Annotated in this window: 17 protein-coding genes; 2 read left to right on the top strand and 15 right to left on the bottom strand. The window is 44.1% G+C overall.

What is annotated here, in order from left to right; translation table 11 throughout:
* Nucleotides 1–83: 83 nt before the first annotated feature.
* From yajC to ruvA, 5 genes are all read right to left on the bottom strand, one after another.
* Nucleotides 84–494, bottom strand: coding sequence for a preprotein translocase subunit YajC (yajC, locus tag FFM64_RS02570; RefSeq protein WP_137606443.1), 411 nt, complete (start codon nt 492–494; stop codon nt 84–86).
* A gap of 72 nt (nt 495–566) precedes the next feature.
* Nucleotides 567–1,709, bottom strand: coding sequence for a tRNA guanosine(34) transglycosylase Tgt (gene tgt, locus FFM64_RS02575; RefSeq protein WP_137606444.1), 1,143 nt, complete (start codon nt 1,707–1,709; stop codon nt 567–569).
* 147 nt (nt 1,710–1,856) lie between these two features.
* Nucleotides 1,857–2,891 (bottom strand): tRNA preQ1(34) S-adenosylmethionine ribosyltransferase-isomerase QueA, encoded by a 1,035-nt coding sequence (queA, locus tag FFM64_RS02580; protein ID WP_137606445.1) that lies wholly within the window; start codon nt 2,889–2,891, stop codon nt 1,857–1,859.
* Between the two features lie 20 nt (nt 2,892–2,911).
* Complete coding sequence (gene ruvB, locus FFM64_RS02585) at nt 2,912–3,922, bottom strand: Holliday junction branch migration DNA helicase RuvB (protein WP_137606446.1); 1,011 nt, start codon at nt 3,920–3,922, stop codon at nt 2,912–2,914.
* A 12-nt stretch (nt 3,923–3,934) separates the two neighbouring features.
* On the bottom strand, nt 3,935–4,549 hold the full coding sequence (gene ruvA / locus FFM64_RS02590; protein ID WP_137606447.1) for a Holliday junction branch migration protein RuvA: 615 nt from the start codon (nt 4,547–4,549) through the stop codon (nt 3,935–3,937).
* 159 nt (nt 4,550–4,708) lie between these two features.
* On the opposite strand from ruvA, the gene FFM64_RS02595 reads away from it, so the two are divergent.
* Both FFM64_RS02595 and FFM64_RS02600 read left to right on the top strand, forming a co-directional pair.
* Entirely contained in the window at nt 4,709–5,230 is a 522-nt protein-coding gene (locus tag FFM64_RS02595; RefSeq protein WP_137606448.1) for a DUF1015 domain-containing protein, read from the top strand.
* A 155-nt stretch (nt 5,231–5,385) separates the two neighbouring features.
* The gene (locus tag FFM64_RS02600; RefSeq protein ID WP_137606449.1) at nt 5,386–5,973 is read left to right on the top strand and encodes a hypothetical protein; all 588 of its coding nucleotides are present in this window, start codon (nt 5,386–5,388) and stop codon (nt 5,971–5,973) included.
* Nucleotides 5,974–6,060: 87 nt separating this feature from the next.
* Here FFM64_RS02600 and FFM64_RS02605 read toward each other — a convergent pair whose 3' ends face one another.
* From FFM64_RS02605 to FFM64_RS02650, 10 genes are all read right to left on the bottom strand, one after another.
* Nucleotides 6,061–9,129: a YfhO family protein gene (locus tag FFM64_RS02605; RefSeq protein ID WP_137606450.1), complete on the bottom strand. Its 3,069-nt coding sequence runs from the start codon at nt 9,127–9,129 to the stop codon at nt 6,061–6,063.
* Nucleotides 9,130–9,320: 191 nt separating this feature from the next.
* Nucleotides 9,321–11,324 (bottom strand): DNA mismatch repair endonuclease MutL, encoded by a 2,004-nt coding sequence (gene mutL / locus FFM64_RS02610; RefSeq protein ID WP_137606451.1) that lies wholly within the window; start codon nt 11,322–11,324, stop codon nt 9,321–9,323.
* A gap of 26 nt (nt 11,325–11,350) precedes the next feature.
* A complete protein-coding gene (gene mutS, locus FFM64_RS02615; RefSeq protein WP_137606452.1) occupies nt 11,351–14,002 on the bottom strand; it encodes a DNA mismatch repair protein MutS in 2,652 nt (883 codons plus the stop codon).
* A 25-nt stretch (nt 14,003–14,027) separates the two neighbouring features.
* Nucleotides 14,028–14,834 (bottom strand): TIGR00282 family metallophosphoesterase, encoded by an 807-nt coding sequence (locus tag FFM64_RS02620; protein WP_137606453.1) that lies wholly within the window; start codon nt 14,832–14,834, stop codon nt 14,028–14,030.
* Between the two features lie 124 nt (nt 14,835–14,958).
* Nucleotides 14,959–15,570 carry a helix-turn-helix domain-containing protein gene (locus FFM64_RS02625; protein ID WP_137606454.1) on the bottom strand — a complete coding sequence of 204 codons (612 nt, stop codon included), beginning with the start codon at nt 15,568–15,570 and terminating at the stop codon, nt 14,959–14,961.
* Between the two features lie 183 nt (nt 15,571–15,753).
* Nucleotides 15,754–17,313 carry a ribonuclease Y gene (gene rny, locus FFM64_RS02630; RefSeq protein WP_137606455.1) on the bottom strand — a complete coding sequence of 520 codons (1,560 nt, stop codon included), beginning with the start codon at nt 17,311–17,313 and terminating at the stop codon, nt 15,754–15,756.
* Nucleotides 17,314–17,539: 226 nt separating this feature from the next.
* Nucleotides 17,540–18,640 carry a recombinase RecA gene (recA, locus tag FFM64_RS02635; protein ID WP_137606456.1) on the bottom strand — a complete coding sequence of 367 codons (1,101 nt, stop codon included), beginning with the start codon at nt 18,638–18,640 and terminating at the stop codon, nt 17,540–17,542.
* Between the two features lie 91 nt (nt 18,641–18,731).
* Nucleotides 18,732–19,994, bottom strand: a complete 1,263-nt coding sequence (locus tag FFM64_RS02640) for a competence/damage-inducible protein A (protein ID WP_137606457.1) — start codon at nt 19,992–19,994, stop codon at nt 18,732–18,734.
* A 131-nt stretch (nt 19,995–20,125) separates the two neighbouring features.
* On the bottom strand, nt 20,126–20,710 hold the full coding sequence (pgsA, locus tag FFM64_RS02645; protein WP_137606458.1) for a CDP-diacylglycerol--glycerol-3-phosphate 3-phosphatidyltransferase: 585 nt from the start codon (nt 20,708–20,710) through the stop codon (nt 20,126–20,128).
* A 22-nt stretch (nt 20,711–20,732) separates the two neighbouring features.
* On the bottom strand, nt 20,733–21,629 hold the full coding sequence (locus tag FFM64_RS02650) for a helix-turn-helix domain-containing protein (protein WP_137606459.1): 897 nt from the start codon (nt 21,627–21,629) through the stop codon (nt 20,733–20,735).
* Nucleotides 21,630–21,672: the final 43 nt, after the last annotated feature.

Below are 21,672 nucleotides of genomic sequence, written 5' to 3' on the forward strand. Positions count from 1 at the left end.
AAACGTTTGTTTGGCAACGAAGATGGGTTGTGCTGGTATGAAAAAACGCCCGACCAATTAAGGTCAGACGTTGAAACTGTTGCTTATTTTTCTTCTGAATCATCTGAGGCGCTATCAGCACTGTCATCGACATTGCTAGCAGCTGAATCAATATGACTTTCTTCAGTGTCGGCTGAATCATCAGCTGGCTTGTCGGCTTCTTTAGCATCATTTGCTTTGGCGGTAGCCCCTGCTTTAGGTGCAATTTTAGCAACCGCACTTAAATCAAAAACTAAGAAAATCCCATCACAATCAAGTGTCACTGTTTTTTCGGCTTCGTTGACTTCATCGACAACCCCGTGCAAACGACCAATCGTAGTAACCTTATCGCCACGTTTGATTTTGCTAAGCATTTGTTGATGTTGTTGTTGTTGTTTTCTCTGTGGACGAATCATGAAGAAGTATAAGAACCCGAACATGACTACGATAAAGAGAATTGATGTTAATTGACCCATTTTTATATCGCTCCTAATCTATGTTTGACTATCTTTAACTTTAACAAATTACGCTATCAATTACTAGTATTGCTAAAAGTTTTTGGCGTTTTTCTTGTTAAAACCGTACATTTCAAAAAAGTGCTCACGGAATTCTAGCAAATTATCATCCATAATGGCCTGACGAACCTGTTGCATCACGTGTAAGAGGAAATATAAGTTATGATAACTAGTTAACCGCAATCCGAACGTTTCGTCGGCTTTAATCAAATGACGAATATACGCGCGGCTAAAGTTACGACAAGTGTAACAATCACAATTCTCATCCAACGGCGTGAAATCATGGGCATACTTGGCGTTCTTTACAACCAGTCGTCCGTGTGACGTCATACAAGTCCCATTCCGCGCAATTCGGGTTGGCAAGACACAATCGAACATGTCCACCCCACGAATCGCACCGTCAATCAAGGCATCAGCTGAACCTACTCCCATTAAATAACGAGGCTTATTTTCTGGTAATAATGGTGTTGTAAAATCAAGAACGTGGTTCATTTCTGCCTTCGATTCCCCAACTGATAGCCCACCGATTGAATATCCTGGGAAATCCATACTAACCAGGTCACGGGCACTTTGTTCACGCAAATCTTTAAACCCGGCACCCTGCACAATTCCGAATAATCCTTGATAATCTGGATGTTGATGCGCCTTGAGCCCACGTTCTGCCCACCGGCTCGTCCGCGCAACAGAATGACGAACGTACTCATAACTTTCAAAAAATGGTGGACATTCATCCAAGCTCATCATGATATCTGGTCCCAAATCGTTTTCAACTTGAATCGCCTTCTCAGGTGACAAGAATCGTTTGGCACCGCTCAGATGATCCTTAAAGTGGACACCTTCTTCGGTAATATCACGATTCTTCGCTAATGAGAACACTTGAAAACCACCTGAATCGGTCAAAATACCCTTTTTCCAATTCATGAATTGGTGCAAGCCACCAGCTTCTTTAACAATCTGTTCACCAGGGCGTAGCCATAAGTGATAAGTATTGGAAAGAATAATCCCAGCACCCATCGCATCTAACTCTTCTGGGGCCAGCGACTTGACGCTTGCCTGCGTTCCCACAGGCATAAACATTGGCGTTGGAAATGTCCCATGTGGTGTAATAATTTCACCCAAGCGTGCGCCTGTGTGTTTTTCTTTTTTAATTAATCGGTATTTAATAGCCGGTTCCATAGTTAATTTTTGCCTCCGTTAATTCCTGATCTAAACTTTCAATATCATAGCACGAATCCAGCACTTGAGCCAACTCGCCTAACTAGTCGGTGCTGACAAAAAGAGACTGGAACTTGCCCAGTTCCAGTCTCAGTTCACGACTTACCGCTAATGAATATACATGGCATCGCCAAAGCTAAAGAAACGATACTTCTCATCAATCGCATGTTGATAGGCGTTCAAAATCATGTCACGGCCTGTAAAGGCAGCAACCAACATCACTAATGTTGATTTTGGCAAATGGAAGTTGGTGATAAACGCATCAACAACTTTCCATTGATACCCCGGCTTGATGAAAATATCGGTCCAACCAGAATCCGGCTTGATTTCGCCATCAAACTTCGTGCCGACCGTTTCCAACGTCCGAATTGAAGTCGTCCCAGTCGCGATAATCCGACCGCCGTTAGCCCGAACTTCATTCAAAGTCTTGGCGGCGTCTTCATCTAAGCGATAAAATTCACTGTGCATCTTGTGGTCTTCAATGTTATCTTCTTCAACTGGTCGGAAGGTACCTAATCCGACGTGTAACGTTAAATAAACCAGCTTCACACCTTTATCCTGAACCTTTTGTAATAAATCCTTCGTCCAGTGCAACCCTGCCGTGGGTGCCGCCGCCGAACCATTTTCTTTGGCATAAACGGTTTGATAACGATCTGGGTCATCAAGCTTTTCTTTAATGTATGGTGGCAATGGTGTTTCACCAAGACTCTCAAGAATTTCCATAAAAATCCCATCATAATGAAATTCAATCAACCGAATGCCATCTTCTTTTTCAGCAGTCACTGTGGCGGTTAGCTTGCCATCACCAAATGAAATCACTGTCCCAACTTTAGCCCGTTTTGCGGGTTTCATCAGCGTTTCCCATTCGTCGCCCTCGGTATTGTGCAATAACAAGACCTCAGCATGACCACCAGTCTCAGGCTTAACGCCATATAATCGTGCAGGCATGACCCGCGAATTATTCATCACAACCGCGTCGCCAGGATTCAATTGATCGAGAATATCGTAAAAATGCTTATCTTGCATTTCACCGGTTTTTCGATCTAATTCTAATAATCGCGATGTATCGCGTTGTTTAATCGGGGTTTGGGCAATTAGTTCGTGTGGTAAATCATAATCAAAATCTTCTAGCGTTAAGCTCATCAGGATGACCTCTAATCTATTTATTTAGTTTCTGGGTATGGAAAGCCCAGATGTTGATAACCTTTTAATGTGACGACCCGTCCACGTTGTGTTCGTTTGAGAAAACCAATTTGCAATAAATATGGTTCCACCACTTCCGCAATCGTGTCGGTCTCTTCACCGATATTCGCCGCAATCGTTGCTAAGCCAACTGGGCCGCCATCGTAATATTCTAACATGGTTCGCAGTAACTTATTGTCGGTCTCGTCCAACCCGGCCTCATCAACCCGTAAATAAGTCAATGATCGTGTGACGATGGCCTCATCAATGGCGTCCTTATCAGCAACCTCCGCAAAGTCACGAATCCGTTTAAACAACCGGTTCGCAATCCGCGGCGTACCGCGTGAACGACTGGCAATCTCATGCGCACCGGACGGCTTGATGGGCGTCTGGAAGATATCGGCCGTTCGTTTGACGATGTCTTCCAAATCGGCAACTTGATAATAGGCCATGTGTTCAACAATCCCAAAACGATCACGTAACGGCGCCGATAACATTCCGGCACGTGTGGTCGCACCAATCAAGGTGAACGGTGGCAGTGGAAAATGCACCGGATGAGCCGTTGGACCTTGACCAACCACGATATCCACAAAGAAATCTTCCATCGCAGAATAGAGCATTTCTTCCACAATCTTAGGCAACCGGTGAATCTCGTCAATAAATAAGATATCACCAGGCTCCAACTCATTCAAGAGCGCCACCAAATCACCGGGTTTTTCAATCGCTGGGCCACTAGTTGTCCGAATATGCACTTGCATCTCATTAGCGATAACCATTGCCAGCGTCGTTTTCCCCAAACCAGGAGGCCCAAACAATAGGACGTGGTCTAATGATTCTTCCCGTTTACGAGCAGCTTCAATATAGACACCGAGTTCATGTTTGACCCGATCCTGACCAATATATTGGGCCAGCGTCTGCGGACGAAGCGACTTCTCTAAAGACCCCTCGGCGGCATCAGTGGTGTCACCTGATAACAATTTGTCGTCGTCCATGCTCATCCCTCCTTACGACTTAGTCGTCAATAACCGTAATCCTTCGCTCAGCAAGTCATTCGTATCCACTGACTTGGTTTGGCTAAAGGCTTCTAACTTCTTCGTGATTCGTTTAATTTCGCGAGCTGAATAACCTAGTGCTTCTAACGCAGCTAAAGCATCCGCCAAGGCGCCTTCTGCTGGATCATCAGGCATTGCCAATTCTGTTTGTCCGGTCACATCAACATTTAAATCATTTAATTTATCCTTCAAATCTAACACAATTTGTTGGGCCGTTTTCTTACCGACGCCAGGGAAACTGGTTAGATAAGTTGCATTGCCTTGATTAATGGCTTGAATTAACCCAGCATGGTCGTTATTGGCGAGAATTGCGAGCGCCGATTTGGGACCAATACCAGAAACATTTAATAATTTTTCAAATAAAGCTTTTTCATCCGCATCAAAAAATCCGAATAACGACATCCCATTGTCGCTGACGGCTTGGTGGATATACATCTTTATGGCATCTGCGCCAACTTGATAACGATAAGGGTTGGCCGTTAGTACTTTGTACCCGATGCCCGCAACTTCGATAACCACGAAGCTCGGTGTGACATCGGTAATCTGGCCTAAGAAATATTCATACACGGTCAATTTGCTCCTTTAATAAAACGTATGTTTGCTTGCTAAATTGTACCACATTCCCAGCCTTGCTTGATAGGTTTCGACCGATGATTTTACCGTCACTTTCATACTTGCCCCAAACCCGTTAAACATGCTATGCTCAAAGCCAATGGAGGTGCCATTTTGCAATTAAAACCTTTTACCGCCGTCCTACCAAATGCTGACGGCCGAATTAAACTTGAAACTAACGACGAAACTTGGTCCACAGAAGACGAACAGCGTCAAACCGGCAACAGTTATTACTGGTATGAATTGACTCAAAACGGCGTTCACCAATGGCGTTTAATCGCGCGTTGGCCTGAAAACCAAACCGTTTCAACAATTATCCCAGCCACAATTAACACCGTCCTTTATGCGCAACAACCTGTCATTGAAATGTTAATCGACGATTGGGTTGGTCACTTTCCCAAAGCGCTAGAAGTGACGGACACCAATAAAGTGACGCATCGACTATGGCAGATCACTGATTCCGACGTGAATGCGGATATTACCGAAGTGTTGGCCCCAATCGAACCGCGCAAAACTTGGCTGACCACTACCAGCACATCCCTAGTAATGTTAGTAGCCGACAGCGAGTGGGCAAAGTTTAAAGCGCCAGTCAGTATTCCCGCTCACTTGATCCGTTTAGCAACTGACCAACACTAAGCACCAGCCAAAAGCGCTGATGCTTTTTATTTAATTTGATGTCCATCTAAATTTATGGCTCACTTTCAAAACGACAGGATATGTCGCGATCTGGTGTTATCCTATCATTATCAACTCAATAAGTTACTAATACCAATAAAGGATGATCGATTAATATGACAGAATTACCATTTACCGCCGAAGATAGTTGGGCGCTTTGGAACCTCCCAAATGCGTCACTGGACGATAAAACCGACAAAGAACGCGAAGAACTTTTTGCAAACAACTATCAGCCAGAGACATTTCCAATCGAATTACTACCAGACGACCTCGAGAAACATCTAAAAGGCGTTCAGTATGTCCTAGTTGGCATGAATCCTGGCAATGCTGGCAATGATCACCCTGCTGAAGGCGTCTTTCTAAACTTTCACGGTCAAAAGAAAAGTGCCGACTCGCGGTTAGCTGCTGCCGTCTATGGAACAGCTGTCTGGGGGACCTTCATGACTGATCTGTCGAACACCATTGACAGTGACAGTACCCGCATTAAATTCATTGAAGCTAATGTCGCACAGTTAGAAGCTCATCTTGATGAACTCGGCATTCCGCGTGATGCAACCTTAATTGCCATGGGTAAAAAAACTGCCACCGCACTCGACCAATTTGCAACTAGGCCGGTCGCGCAAATACCACACTATTCACGTGCAAATGCACACTGGAACGCAACTGATGCACATGCACTACTCCTCTCAATCGGTCAGAAATAATTTATTAGCAATCGGTCGTCAAAATTGGCTGACAAAAGGACTCACGATGATGGTCGTGAGTCCTTTTCGAATGATACTTTTATAAGATTAATCTTTTTCCACCTTAAACCGTTTAAACCCAAGCCACCCAGCAATTACAATCACAATGATCCAGCTCACTACCGCCAACCATGTGCCTAGTTTTAAGCCTGGTGTCGTATAAGTCAACTTAATGGTGTGCTTGCCAGCTGCTAACGCTGCGCCAACGAACGCGTCATTGACGATTTGCGTTTTTACTGATTTTCCGTCAACTTGTAAGTGCCAACCAGTTGAGTACGGAATACTCGTCGTTAATACACTCGCTTGCGTCGTCTTGGTCGTGCCGGTCACTTGGTTAGCAGTCACCCGCATATTTTGTAGACCTTGTTTTTGTAGCTTAGTTGTTTGGGCCGTATATGATTTGCCAAATGGGACGGCCACTAATTTTGCGGACTTAAACTTCAAGTCACGAACCTGCGTAAAGTTCAAAACTATCTTTTCACGCGCATGTTTGCTATAACCAAGATTAATTACCGCAGAGGTTCGTGGTTCATAGTCCGACATATTGGTCGTCCCAAGTTGGTTAAAGGTCGCCAAGTTATCCATGGTTTGAGCCGTTAAACTATAACCGCTGGCACTTAAATTGCCCTTTAACCCATCACGCAACCGATTTAACTTATCAATTTTTGTATTCGGTCGTGCTGCGAAAACACTATTCCGATTACCAACCGTCATTGCATATTTGATGGACGAATTATTATATGTGATACCATCAAGAACCAGATATAATTCAGTATTACGATATTTCTTCGGATTCGTAATCGTTAAATTATAAGGCAACTGATGACCTTGCATATCACTCGTCATTTGTTTCAGCCCATTTTTGTTCACTTCGGCATCGTTGTTAAAGATTTCTTGATTTGCCGTAATTAAGTTAAGCAAGTGTTGCGAAGGTTTGGTCATCCCGGTTGCCGGGGTCAGGCTTTCACGTTGTTCTGGCGTCAAAATGATCGTATCTGCCGGTAATTTGCTCAACAAGTTGTTAGAACTTCCGGAAGCATGCTGGTTCCGATAAATAATCACCTTATCGGTCGAATCTAGCATTGTTGTATCATCCAACTGCGCGCTATAAGCCACGTTTTCGCTCTTAGTGGTCGGAGTAACCGTCTTGACATCTTTAGCTTTGGTCGTCGTCATGGCGCCCTGCAATAAGGCTTGTTCCCGATCCGTCACGGCAAGCTTAGCAAACGTTTTGGGCGAAAATTGTTGGGTTTGTGTATATACCAAAGGCAATGCCCGCTTAGACTCAAGCAACACGGTACCAGTGTGATTACTCAACCCATAAATAAATTTATCCGCGTAAATCTTCGGTTCACCTTGTTTGGTCTTGACCACTTGATAGCCACTTGGCAAAGCTTGACCCTTCAATTGGTCCTCCCGCGCAAATAAATAGCGAACCCCTAAGAAATTACTTAAAGTCGTTCGTTGATCTAACGTTCCGAGTGGCGAATTCATCGCATATTCTGAATTACCAAGGTCTTGTGACAACTTACCCACGTAGCCGCTTTGGACTGAAAAGTAAGAGCCAACCGTGTGTGTGCCTAAGACCATTGGCACATCACTCTCGGCAGAACGCATCGTGTAATAATTTGGTCCCAGCGCCGTTCGGTAAAAACCAGTTTTGGACAAGCCGGTTTGAGCACCATCAAGGTAACCTTTTACCCACTTCATCGCAGTACCCTTGCGAATCTGCTCGGTACTATTCGAGTTCGTATTAATACTCATCCAACCTAGGCCGTTGTTAGCAAGATTCAGCACAACCATCCCCAACAACAACCAATTAAACTGGCGTGTGGACAGCTTCAGTGAGTGTCGAGCTAATAACAAACCAACTAGCGCTAGCAAGATTAAATAAGTCGCAATATCATGTTTTCGAATATTTAAATATAGCCCGTTGATGATCCAAATGATGGCCAGCAATCCGCCACTCATCCCAGTTAACCATTTCAAATCGCCAGCGGTTAGGTTCGCCATTTCATCAACAAAAATCATCGTTGCTAAGGCAAATACAAGCGTTGCCATCATCAACCAGCGATTTGACGGTGTCGATAAGACGTTAAAGAACGCGGCAAAGCCCGGAACCAAGATACCAATCATCATGGCAACGATTACCCAGTTTAAAGTCCAGTAACGCTTGAAGTGTTTTAAGGTATACAACGCCCCTAAAAAGCTAATGCTACTTAATCCAAGTGTGACCCAGTATTGAACACTCCCACCATTCGTTAAAAGTCGATTGGGTAAATTAATGTAGTAATTAATGGGGTACGTGAATAGCCCATTGGCAAAGTCAAAGCTTGTCCGAGTGGCATGCAGCATCGCTAAAATTGTCGGTACCAAGATGGCACCAGCCATCGCAACACCCAGCACGACAGCAACTAACAATCGCCAAAATAGTGCCATAAAATGTCGTGACAAGCGTTGTTCACGTTTCAGTTGCCAGAAACGGACAAACGCGTAAATCAAGCTACCGAGTGCTAACAGATAAGCAAAATAGAAATTGCTGGTAATCACCATGGCGGTAATTAAGGTTAACGGTAACCAGTGCTTTCCCTGCAAGACTCGTTCAATTGCCCAGCAGAGTATCGGGAACCAAATCATCGGTAAAATGAAGAACGGATGGTGCATGCCAACATAAAAGGTATAGGCCGTAAAGGTATAAGTCAACGTCCCAATCAAGCGGCTCAGTCGACTAAAATGAAATTGCTTGCTAAAACCAAGAAAGGCTAGTCCAGCACAATATAACCGCAAAATAATCAAGGCTTGGTAGGTAAATTCCAAATGTGCCCGTGAAGTCAGCGCCACCAAATAATTAAATGGATCACCAACCACATAGTAGGCAAACGTCGTTAACTGATCAGCGCCTAACCCCATATTCCAAGACCAGCTGAATAGCTTTAACGGATTGCTTTGTAAGATTCGTTGAAATTCCAACAGGATTGGAAAGTGCTGCGCAATCCCATCAACTTCCCAAATTAACGTTCGCCCGGCCAAGAATAGACTACTAAACGTCAAGCCACAAATGATGACAAACATGACGCTATAAGTCACCCATAGTGGGATTTTTCTAAATTTAATCAAACTCTGGTCCCCTTCATTAAACCGCGATGCCTCGCGATCCCCATCTAATTTCGGTAAAATAATGGTTTAATTTTACCATGAAACGACGCAACAGCGTATCAGTTACCAATAAACTTAAAACTTTCGAAGAAAAAAGGCCCTCGCAATTCGGACAGACACAAAAGACCGTGACATTAATCACGGTCCTAGGTCTAACGCGTCGCTTGCGACGTATGACTATCTTGAATTCGTTTGAACATTTTTTCCATATCAGTATTCGTAAAGTGAACCGTCACTGGCCGGCCATGTGGGCAATTAAATGGATTCTCACAAGTCGGCAATTTTTTCAATAATGCCCGCGCCTGTTGATCATCTAAATGATGATTAGCCTTGATTGCACGTTTACACGACATCATAATGGCAGACTTCTCACGAAACTGTGCGACTGTCAGTTTGCCATCTTGCAGTACCCAATCAACCATTTCACGAATCGTGTCCTCTTCCTGTCCGGCCTTAAACCAAGTCGGATGGGAATGGACGATAAAACTATTGCCGCCAAAAGCTTCCAACTTGATTCCAAGCTCAGCCAGCATCGGCAATTGTTCTTTAATTTTCAATACATCACTCGTGGGATAGTCCAAAATGATTGGGACTAACAAGTTCTGTTGATCCGGGCTGACCTCGCCAATTGCTTGACGATAGTATTCATAATTGATCCGTTCTTGAGCAGCATGCTGATCAAGAATATACATGCCATCATCCGACTCGGCAAGTAGATAAGTGCCGTGCATTTGACCAAGGTAGCGTAATTCTGGAAAGCGCTCGGTTGAAGCTGGTGTACTGGTCTCCTTGGTTTCAGGTTCAATGGCCATCATTTTTGCTGGCTTGGCGACCCCAAATGGTAACCCCACGGTTTCATCACGATACCGCTCATCAAAAGCAGTCACAGCGGTATTGTCGAGTTCACGCTTGTCACTGATCATAATTGGCGTTGTTTCAGCCGACTCAGTCTCTGCGGCTGCAGAGGTATCCGCAGCTGAAGTTGCTGCTTGTGACGTTGCGGCAGCCATTTCAGTTGCGGCGGGTGCCGTTGATGGACTAACTTCTACCTTAGCGGGACGCGGCTTTACCTGATACTGTGATGAAGCGGCATTTAAATCAATGGCTAATTGGTCTGTATTTAGCCGTTCACGCCGGTGGCTTCCTAAATTCGTTAATGCCGACGGAATCAAATTGACGTTCGCTAAACGGTCTGTAATCGTTGTACTAATCAGCTTCGCTAAGGCTGGCTCTTGACTCAATCGAACCTCTTGCTTAGTCGGATGCACGTTCACATCGACCAGCAAGGGGTCCATTTCAAGTGCGACCACCGCAATCGGATAACGGCCAACCATTAATTTCGACCCATAGCCTTGGATGATAGCCTTAGTCAGTTGTTGATTCTTGATAGCACGACCATTAATTAAGACTGTGATATACTGCCGACTTGCTCGCGTCAATTCTGGTAAAGCGATATAACCAGACAAGGTATAGTCAGGCGTTGAACCAGCAATTGCCACCATTTTACGAGCGTTTTGTACCCCATAAATGCCAGCAATCACCTGTTGCAAATCACCACGACCGGCTGTTTTAAGTAACTCTTTCCCATTGTGCACCAGTCGAAAAGCAATCGCCGGGTAACTCAAGGCTAGGCGATTTACAATATCGACAATATTAGCTAGTTCGGTTTGCGGTGACTTCAAATACTTTAAGCGAGCTGGTGTATTGAAAAACAGCTCGGTAACGGTGATATCTGTTCCTTGACGCAAAGGCGCCGGGGCTTGTTTCAGCAATTTACCGCCACGATAATGAATGTTTGTCCCAGTAGTACCAGTACTCGTATTCATAACCACATCCGCAACTGACGCAATACTTGGTAACGCCTCACCCCGAAAGCCCAGTGAATGAACTCGAAATAAGTCTTCACGAGACGTGATTTTGCTCGTCGCATGCCGTTTAAACGCCGTCAAAACGTCATCATCCGCAATGCCGTCCCCATCATCAATCACGCGAATTGATTGCACGCCCGATTCCAAAACTAACACATCAATTTGCGTTGCATGGGCATCCACCGCATTTTCAACCAATTCTTTAACTACCGAGGCCGGACGTTCCACAACTTCCCCAGCGGCGATTTGATCCGCTAAAACGGATGCTAATTCATGGATTTTTGCCATTGCCATCGGCTCCTTCATCTAAAAAATTACTGACCTAGTTTTTGTTGCCATTTATACAGCTGATTCATCACATCCATCGGTGTCATCGCCATCAGGTTTAAAGTCTTCAACTGTTGTAAGACTTTCTCACCTTTGGCATCGGTGACCGTTGGTTCACTAAATAGGGATAATTGTTCCTCTGGAGCTGGAATAGCAGCCACGGTTGGCGCTTTTGCAACAACAGGTGGTTGCTTTACAGTCGGTGTTGGTTGAACTGGACTAGTCGTTGTCACACCCTCACCAGTCACGGACACAGTGCTAGTTTGACTTTCAAGACTCGTCAAGATCGTATTGGCACGCGTTAACAGATCGGCTGGCATCCCAGCGAGTTTAGCCACGTGAACCCCATAGGATTTGTCTGCAGCACCGTCCTCGACTTTGTGTAAGAAAACTAATTCACCGTTTTGTTCGGTCGCCCCAACATGCACGTTGCGTAATCCTTTGAGTTCTTGATCCAATGCTGTCAATTCATGATAATGAGTCGAGAAAAGCGTTTTTGCATGGATATTGTTATGCACAAATTCAATGATTGCTTGGGCCAGAGCCATCCCATCATAGGTAGCAGTTCCTCGGCCAATTTCATCAAATAGAATCAAACTATTCGCAGTAGCATGTTGCAACGCATTATTGGCTTCTTGCATTTCCACCATAAACGTACTCTGACCAGAAATTAGGTCATCCGTGGCGCCAATTCGTGTAAAAATTTGATCAAAAATTGGCAATTTGGCTTGCTTGGCTGGCACAAAACAACCAATCTGTGCCATGATCACCGTCAGTGCCAATTGCCGCATATAGGTACTTTTACCTGACATATTAGGCCCGGTAATCAGTAACACCGTCTCATCAGGGGTCATGTTGACATCGTTTGGCACGTAACTTTGATTACCCATTACTTTTTCAACGACGGGATGACGACCTTCAACAATGTCCAAATTGTGCGACTTAGTCAGTGTCGGCCGAACAAACCGGTAATCTTCACTGACGACAGCAAAACTTTGCAATACATCAATAGCGGCTACAGCTTTAGCCAACGTTTGTAGCCGTTTAATGGCCCCTTTAACTGTTTCTCGCACCTTAGTGAAGAGTTCATACTCTAACTGGGTAGAATGGCTCTCAGCCTCTAAAATCAAGCTCTCATGTTCTTTGAGCTCTGGTGTGCTAAAACGTTCAGCGTTGGTTAACGTCTGTTTCCGTTCATAACGATCAGCAGGCAGTTGCGCCAAGTTAGACTTGGTCACTTCAATATAATAGCCAAAAACACGATTAAACCCGATTTTAAGGTTCTTAATCCCAGTAACTTCACGTTCTTTAGCCTCTAATGCCGCAATCCATTTTTTACCATTATTCATGGCATCGCGGTATTTATCCAACTGTTCGTCGTAACCATCCTTGATGACCCCACCATCTGTCACAGATAGTGGTGCTTCCTCAACAATCGCCCGATCAATTAAGTCAGCCACATCTTCCACTGGATCTAAGTGGCTCACTTCTGCCGTAAACACTTTTTCATCTAATTCAGACAAAATATAGCTGATTTTAGGCACTTGGCGCAAAGACGTCTTTAACTGAATCAAGTCTCGTCCATTCACGCTCCCAAATGCCACGCGGCCGGCTAACCGTTCCAAGTCATAGACCTTGACCAATTCTTCTTGTAAATTACTGCGTTCAAAATAGTGATCTAACAACGCAGCCACTTTATTTTGACGGGTTTCAATATCTGCCTTAACAATTAATGGCCGATCTAACCATTGTTTCAGCAAGCGACCACCCATCGCGGTCTTAGTTTCATCCAATAACCACAAAAGAGTGCCTTGTTTTTTGCCTGTTCGAATCGAACGCATTAGTTCCAAATTATATTTAGAGTTATGATCCAACTTTAAAAAATAGGAAGGTTCATAAGCCACGGCTTTTTGTAAATGCGCCAGACTGCGTTTTTGAGTCACATTAATATACATCAATAAGTGCTCAACGACCTTGGTCTCGAGTTCAACCGTCAAGTCTTGAGTGAGGTAGCTCAATTCTGCTTGTGGCTCAACTTGGTTCTGTTCCGAAACCAAGATCCCCAAGTTTTTAATTTTGGCTCTGAGATCATCATCAATTGACTCATCAACCACGATCTCCTTCGTCTGTAAACTCGTGATTTCATTGATCAACGTATCAATGGTGGTCAGTAAACTGGTCTTTAATTCTCCAGTGGATAAATCCGCGTAGGCAAACCCAAATTGACCATCGGCTTGAATTAAAGCAGTCAGGTAATTATTGGATTTAGCTTGTTCAGCGCCGCGTTCTAAAGTCGTCCCCGGCGTCACCAACTGAATGACTTCGCGTTTGACCATGCCTTTAGCCAGCTTAGGATCTTCCATTTGCTCGCAAATGGCAACTTTGTAGCCTTTATCAACTAAAATATCAATATAATTTTGGACAGCGCGATGTGGAACCCCACACATTGGAATTGGATTGGCCGCGGAATGGTTCCGGGTGGTTAAGGTCAATTCCAATAATTGGGCACCCTTGATAGCGTCGTCATAAAACATTTCATAAAAGTCACCCAGCCGATAAAATAAAAATGCGTCTGGATATTGATTTTTCACCGAGAAATATTGACGCATCATCGGCGTATCACTCGTTTTTTGTGGCAACTTAGTTCCTACTTTCTATCTCAAATTAATCATCAAAATAAGGGTGGTCCGGGTTAATCAAAATCCGTTCGATCTTCTTAGCATGTCCCGTCTTACCATCAACATCAATCACACAACCAGATAAGACCGCTGGACTGTCTTCTTGCACATTAAAACGGGTCGGCATTTGTTCCAAAAACCGACCAATCACATTTTCACGAGTCATCCCTAGAATCCCATTATAAGGGCCTGTAAAGCCAACGTCACTTAAAAAGGCCGTACCGGCAGGTAGAACGCGGTTATCGCTCGTTTGCACGTGCGTGTGCGTCCCAATCACCGCACTAACTTGACCATCCAAGTACCAGGCCATTGCTTCTTTTTCACTCGTCGTTTCCGCATGTAAGTCGATAAAGATATTAGGTGTTTGTTCACGCAACTCATCGACCAGTGGCTTGACGGTTAAAAAGGGATTCGCCAAATTCTGGCCCATAAAAACATTGCCCTGCACATTAATCACTGCTAATTTTTCGGTATTAACATTCACAATCGTGTAGCCAGATCCCGGTGTCGTCTCCGTTGGAAAATTCAGTGGTCGTACCAACTTTTTGGCATCACCAATAAAATCAAAAATTTCATTATTATCCCAAGTATGGTTTCCCATGGTAATCACGTCGGCACCAGCCGTCAAAAAATGCTTATAGACATCCTGGTTGATCCCGCGACCCTTAGTGGCGTTCTCACCATTAACAATGGTTACTTGCGGTTTGTAACGCCGCTTTAATTTTGGCAAATACGTGGCAATCGCTGCTTGACCCACTTCACCCATGACATCGCCGACAAATAAAATTCGCATATGTTGCTCCCTTGTTTTAACGTTATAACCATTATTCTAGCATTAATTAGCATAAAAAGTGGTGCTCAATCCACAATAAAAATGAGCTTAAGCCAACTTTCAGCCCAAACTCATTGTTAAATTCTCATTGGGCTATTTTTTCAACCCGTGCAATTAGCCACAAGCAACTCCCAGCAAGCCCAATTCCGCACATGACGCCAGTGATCAGGGGCCGAAAATTAATTATCTCGCCGATTAAGCCCAAAATTCCAATTAGGGCAAAGAGCCAAATTGCATACTGATTAAACCACGGATGTCGTTCACGAAACAATGGCCGTTCATTTAAACCCAGGTGACGATCAAACTTATTTAAGCCGTCCAGTCCGAAAATTCCAAACAGGAACACAAAACTGACGACTGGATTCATGAGCTTCAATTGTGGTTTAAACAGATTAACTAGTGTCAAAATGATAAACGCCACCATCATGACGACTAACATCATTCGAACTGGCCGAATTTGTTTGCGAACATCTTGACGCCGCAAATACTCGGTCATACCGACGTCTTCACGCAACAATACATCCAACGACAAGTCGTAAAAATCGCTCAAGCGTAACAAACTATCAATATCTGGATAACTATTTTCGTTTTCCCAACTAGAAATCGTTTGACGAGAAACGTGCAATTGTTCTGCCACGGCTTTTTGAGTCAATTGCTTATTTAGCCGTGCCTGTTTTAAACGTTCACCAAAGCGCATGATCATCAGCTCCCTTATTAATTGCTTTAATCATAAATCGGCGACTCACAAAAACCTAGCTTAGAATCTTGGCACCTTGATTTGACGGTAATTATGACATGAACCAATTAGAAATTGGCTGAACTAATTTCACTGTAACTAAAAAAATAAGCCCAAGACCGAAGTCCCAGACTCATTTTCTATTTATTTAGCGTAGTCAACTGCTCGAATTTCCCGAATAACTGTCACCTTAATGTGACCAGGATACTCAAGTTCATTTTCAATTTGCTTTTTGATATCGTGCGCCAAAACAGTTGCTTGTAAATCAGAAATTTCTTTTGGCTTTACGATAACCCGAATCTCACGACCAGCTTGAATCGCATAGCTCTTCTTGACGCCATCCTCATCATTCGCAATCGCTTCAAGTTTTTCAAGTCGATGAATGTAATTCTCCAACGACTCGCTCCGAGCGCCTGGCCGAGCAGCAGAAATTGCATCCGCCGTCGCAACCAACACAGCAATAATCGATTTCGCTTCAACATCACCATGATGAGAAGCAATTGTATTAATTACCACTGGATTTTCTTTGTACTTAGTTGTCAATTCCACGCCAATTTCAACGTGGGAGCCTTCGATCTCGTGATCGACGGCTTTACCAATATCGTGTAATAACCCTGCGCGTTTCGCTACAGTAACATCTTCACCAAGTTCAGCGGCCAAGACACCCGCTAACTTCGCAACTTCAATCGAATGATTTAACACATTTTGTCCGTAACTGGTCCGATAATTCAATCGACCGACCAACTTGATCAAATCAGGATGCATCCCATGCAATCCTAAATCAAAGACCGTTTGTTCACCGGTTTCACGAATCTTCTCGTCCATTTCTTTACGAGCTTTTTCAACCATTTCTTCGATCCGAGCCGGATGAATCCGACCGTCTTGAATCAATTTTTCGAGCGCAATCTTAGCAATTTCGCGACGAATTGGATCAAAACCACTCAAAACGACCGCTTCCGGCGTGTCATCGATAATTAAATCGACACCCGTCAACGTTTCCAGTGTCCGAATATTACGACCTTCACGACCGATAATCCGACCCTTCATGTCATCATTTGGTAATGAAACGACTGAAACAGTCGTCTCAGAGACCATATCGGCGGCACTCTGTTGAATGGCTTGAACGATTAAGTTTTTAGCTTCTTTTTCAGATTGGGCCTTAACTTCGTCCGTACTTTCTTTGATCATCACTGCGCGCTCATGCGTTAATTGATCTCGCGTTTGCGTTAAAATCTGTTCCCGCGCTTGGTCTTGTGACAAGGCGGCAACCTTTTCTAATTCTGCTTGACGTTGCGTGATTAGTGAAGCTGCACTTTGTTGCTGTTGCTCAACCCGTTTTTGCTCTGTGGCAATTTTTTCTTCCTTTTTGCCTAAAGCATCTTCGCGTTTTTCAAAAGTATTTTCTTTGTGATCCAAAGTCTCTTCGCGTTGTAGCAGACGGTCTTCTTGCTTTTGCACTTCATTCCGTCGTTGCTTCAATTCACCTTCAACTTCAGTTCGATAGCGGTGACTCTCCTCTTTTGCTTCAAGGACTTTTTCTTTCTTATGAGTCGCTGCTGCTTTCTTAGCCTCAGAAATAATACCTTCAGCGGTGTTCTTGGCCACGTCCAAATCCTTTTCATGGACATTCTTACGAACGTAATAACCAATCCCATAGCCGACAACAATTGCGATGACTGCGAGGATTAACCCGAAAACATTCATGTTTCCACCTCCGCATCACCAAAATCCAGTTAACATAAAATCAACTACAAATTTTCAGATGTTATATTTTGATTACTTACACACTTGTTATTCTAATGTTTGAAACAAGTAGTGTCAACTTAAAGTCTTATGTGAGGGCGGTCTGAACCGGTTTCAACTAGGTTGAAATGGCTCTTTTTGGGACAGAAAACGCCCAAAGCAACCGCTTTGGACGTCAAATGTTCACTTATTTAGTTTCTTTTTCGGCTTTAGGTGTCTCTTTCAAGTCAAGGGTACTTGGATCGGTTACTTTATCCTTAGCTTTCGGATCGGTCATTTCAGCTTCTTCATCGGTCGCAGCATCCATCCCATAGGCATTTCGAACTTTGGTCCGGATCTCATCCATGACATCTGGATGTTCAGCCAAGTATTTCTTGGCGTTCTCACGCCCTTGGCCGATTCGGTCTTCACCATAAGAATACCAAGAACCACTCTTCTTAACGATATCCTTATCGGCAGCCATATCAACGATTTCACCAGTTTGAGAAATCCCATGACCGTACATGATATCAACTTCTGCACGCTTGAATGGCGGCGCAACCTTATTCTTGACCACTTTGATTCGAACACGGTTCCCGATAATATCGGTGCCATCTTTAATTTGTTCTGCCCGACGAACTTCCAAACGAATCGTTGCATAGAACTTCAACGCACGACCACCGGGAGTAACTTCAGGATTACCGAACATAACGCCAACTTTTTCACGAATTTGGTTAATAAATAAAGCAATCGTTTTGGTTTTATTTAAGGTTCCAGAAAGTTTCCGAAGTGCTTGAGACATTAAACGAGCTTGTAACCCAACGTGGGCATCACCCATTTCACCTTCAATTTCGGCACGTGGCACTAAAGCCGCAACCGAATCGATGACTAAAATATCCACCGCACCACTAGAGACCAAGGCGTCGGCGATTTCCAACCCTTGTTCACCAGTATCAGGTTGTGAGAGCAATAAGTCGTCAATATTAACACCTAAGTGTTCAGCGTAAACGGGATCTAGCGCATTTTCTGCATCAATATAAGCTGCGGTTCCGCCTTGCTTTTGTACTTCAGCAACAGCGTGTAACGCAACAGTTGTCTTACCTGAACTTTCAGGCCCATAGATTTCAACGATACGGCCACGCGGATAACCGCCAACCCCTAACGCATCATCTAAGGCTAATGACCCACTTGAAATGGTTGAGATTTCGGTGTTAGCCGCATCCCCCATTCGCATAATAGAGCCTTTACCAAAGTTCTTTTCAATCTTTTTTAAGGCAGCATCTAGTGCTGCTTGCCGTGCATCAGCCAAATTATTTCCTCCTTTGGTTCTCGCTCTTAACTCTTAATATCATAGCTGTTCAATTGCAGAAATGCAAGCAAAAAGCGAACAAAAGTTCGGTTTATTTTTCAGTCGGTTGTTCTGCAGCTAATGCCCGCCGTAAGAGGTCTAATCCGGCCATTACACTCCGCTCACGAACTTTCTGCCGATCACCAGCAAAGTGATACAGTCGGCCAATTGTCGGCTGTTTACGATAAGCTAGTCCAATCCAAACAGTCCCCGCAGGCTGTCCTTCCAAGTCGTCTGGACCAGCCACACCGGTAAAGCTTAAGGCAATCGCGGTTTGCAACTGAGCACGGGCCCCATCGGCCATCGCGATTGCCGTTGCCTCCGACACAACACCAGCCTGATCAATCGTGGTTTGCGGAACGTTGACCAATTGGTGTTTGGCCGCATTCGCATACGTCACAAAGCCGCCTGGGAATATTGCTGAGACTCCCGGTACACTGCCGATAGTACTCTGAAACTCACCAGCAGTCAGACTTTCAGCCGCGGTAATACTCAAGTTGCGCGCAATCAGCGACTCAACCACAACTTTTGCTAATGAGTTATCATCGCCATAACCGTAAAAGTACGTTCCAACCTTAGTCATAATCTGTTCGTCAACAACATCCAATGCAACTTGAGCTGCTTGCTTCGAATCAGCTTGAGCACTCAACCGCAACGTCACTTCATTGGTCTTAGCATATGGTGCAATTGTCACCGCTTGTTGATCATTGATCAGTGTTTGCAACTCAGTCACCAACTTAGATTCACCAATGCCGAAAAACCGCAACACGCGTGAATAAATCTGTGCCTGTTTGCCGTATACTGCCTGTAGCTTAGGCTTAGCCTCCGAATCAAACATCTTAGTCATTTCACGTGGTGGCCCAGGTAACAACAAAAAATCAGCTGAATCTGGGGACTGATAAAACGCCCCTACGGCCATACCATTATGATTGGTCAACGGTGTTGCCCCGTTTGGATACAGTGCTTGAATCCGATTATTAGCCGTCATCGATTTGCCGGTCGTTTTAAAATAATTATTGATGACTGTCATCGCTGCCGCATCTTCCACCAGCGGAACGTTTAAGTATTTAGCCAACGTTTGTTTCGTTAAATCGTCTTTCGTTGGCCCGAGTCCACCTGATAAAATAACTAAATCATTGCGTTGTGCGGCAATTTCAATCACTCGGGCTAACCGGGCTGGATTGTCCCCAACTACTGTTTGATAATAGCTGTCAATCCCAAGTTCAGCTAATCCTTGTGCAATGTGCGTACTATTGGTATTCGTAATCTGACCGAGCAAAATTTCGGTTCCTACCGCAATTATTTCTGCCTGCATTAAATTAATGACCCTCCTCGTAACTGTTGTTTCACGTTACATTAAGTATATACGTAATGTAACCCTCACTACCACTAAAAGAATCGAAAAAAGTTCACTAACCAGTCGTCCTAGTTAGTGAACTCAAAGAATTACTTAAAGCCATCTGCAAAGACATCCCGATTTTGAACGAAATAGTCAATTCCTGAATAGATGACAAAGAATAAACAAATATATAACATAATCAAGGCAAATGGGAAGTTGATGGCGTCAAAGAAGACGTTATTCAACAATAAGAAGATAATGGCAATCATTTGTGTGGTTGTCTTAATCTTACCTGGCATGGCTGCAGCCATGACTTTACCGTTGTTTTCAACGATCAAAAGTCGCAGTCCAGTAACAGCTAATTCCCGACACATGATAATGGCAACGACCCAGTCAGGCGCCATGTTCAAGCGAACTAAGATAATGAATGCCGTCATGACCAACATCTTATCGGCCAAGGGATCCGCAAACTTACCAAAATTGGTCACCAAATGTTGGCACCGTGCAATCTTACCATCCGCTAGGTCCGTTAAAGAAGCCACCGCAAAAATAATTGTTGCGACAACTTGTGTCACTGGGATAGTCGTGCCAGCCCAAACAACTTGGCCCCAGCTCAATGGCAAGACCATAATCAAAATGAACACTGGAATCAAGATAATTCGAAATACAGTTAATTTATTAGGTAAATTCATGACTAAACTTCCTCCGTAACGTTTATTTAATGGTTAAAGTGATTGTCCGTACTTGTGACGAACTATTCTTTGGATTAAAATCAAAGTTTTTGCCATTAATGGTTACTGAAGTCGAAGTTGCATTTCCAAATTGGAACTTAACCGTCTTCGCACCGCTTGGTAACGTGACATCATGAGTGCCGTTAGCCGTTAACGTGCCCTGCCAAGTTTGTGTTCCATCAGTCGTCACAGACATCCAAGCCGCTTTTTCAGCTTTGAAGGTCACTTTGTTTTTCGTTGCACCGTTGGTCAAAGTATAGGCAGTATCACTATCACCATCTGCTTTGATGGCTTGTTGGTCATCCTTAGCTTTCTTTTCAGAACTAGCCTTGGCGGCACTACTACTGCTAGCAGCGGCTTTAGAACTGGCAACTTTACTGCTACTGTTGGCCTTGGAACTGGAAACTTCCGTGGTCGAAGAACTAGTATCGGTTGCGGAGCCAGCGCCTGCATGCGTTTTAACTGCCATGAACCAGATAAACAGCAAAATCACCACAACAATGCCAGTAACGATAATTGTTGGCAAATAATTACGGACCCGACCAGCGGGACTTGTTGGACGTTCACGCGAACTTGCCCGTGTCGGTTGCACTTCATCAACATTCTTAACAATCGTTTCGGTTTCAGTTTGAGGTAACTCATCACGATGAGCTTCTAGTAAGGCATTGCCATCTATATCAACCGTATCCGCGTATTGACGAATAAACGCGCGCACATAAAAATCGCCCGGCAACTGATCAAAATCGTCATCTTCAATGGCAATTAAATAACGCTTCTGGATTTTTGTGATTTGTTGTAAATCATCAATCGTCAAACCTTTAGTTGTCCGCGCGGCTTTTAGTTGCGCACCAATTGTACTCTTCTCTTCATTTTCACTCATTTGACTTTTTTCTCCACCCTAAGTCTATTTTCAAAATCTTTCG

This window comes from Lactiplantibacillus daoliensis (assembly GCF_005405005.1).
Classification (GTDB): Bacteria; Bacillota; Bacilli; order Lactobacillales; family Lactobacillaceae; genus Lactiplantibacillus; species Lactiplantibacillus daoliensis.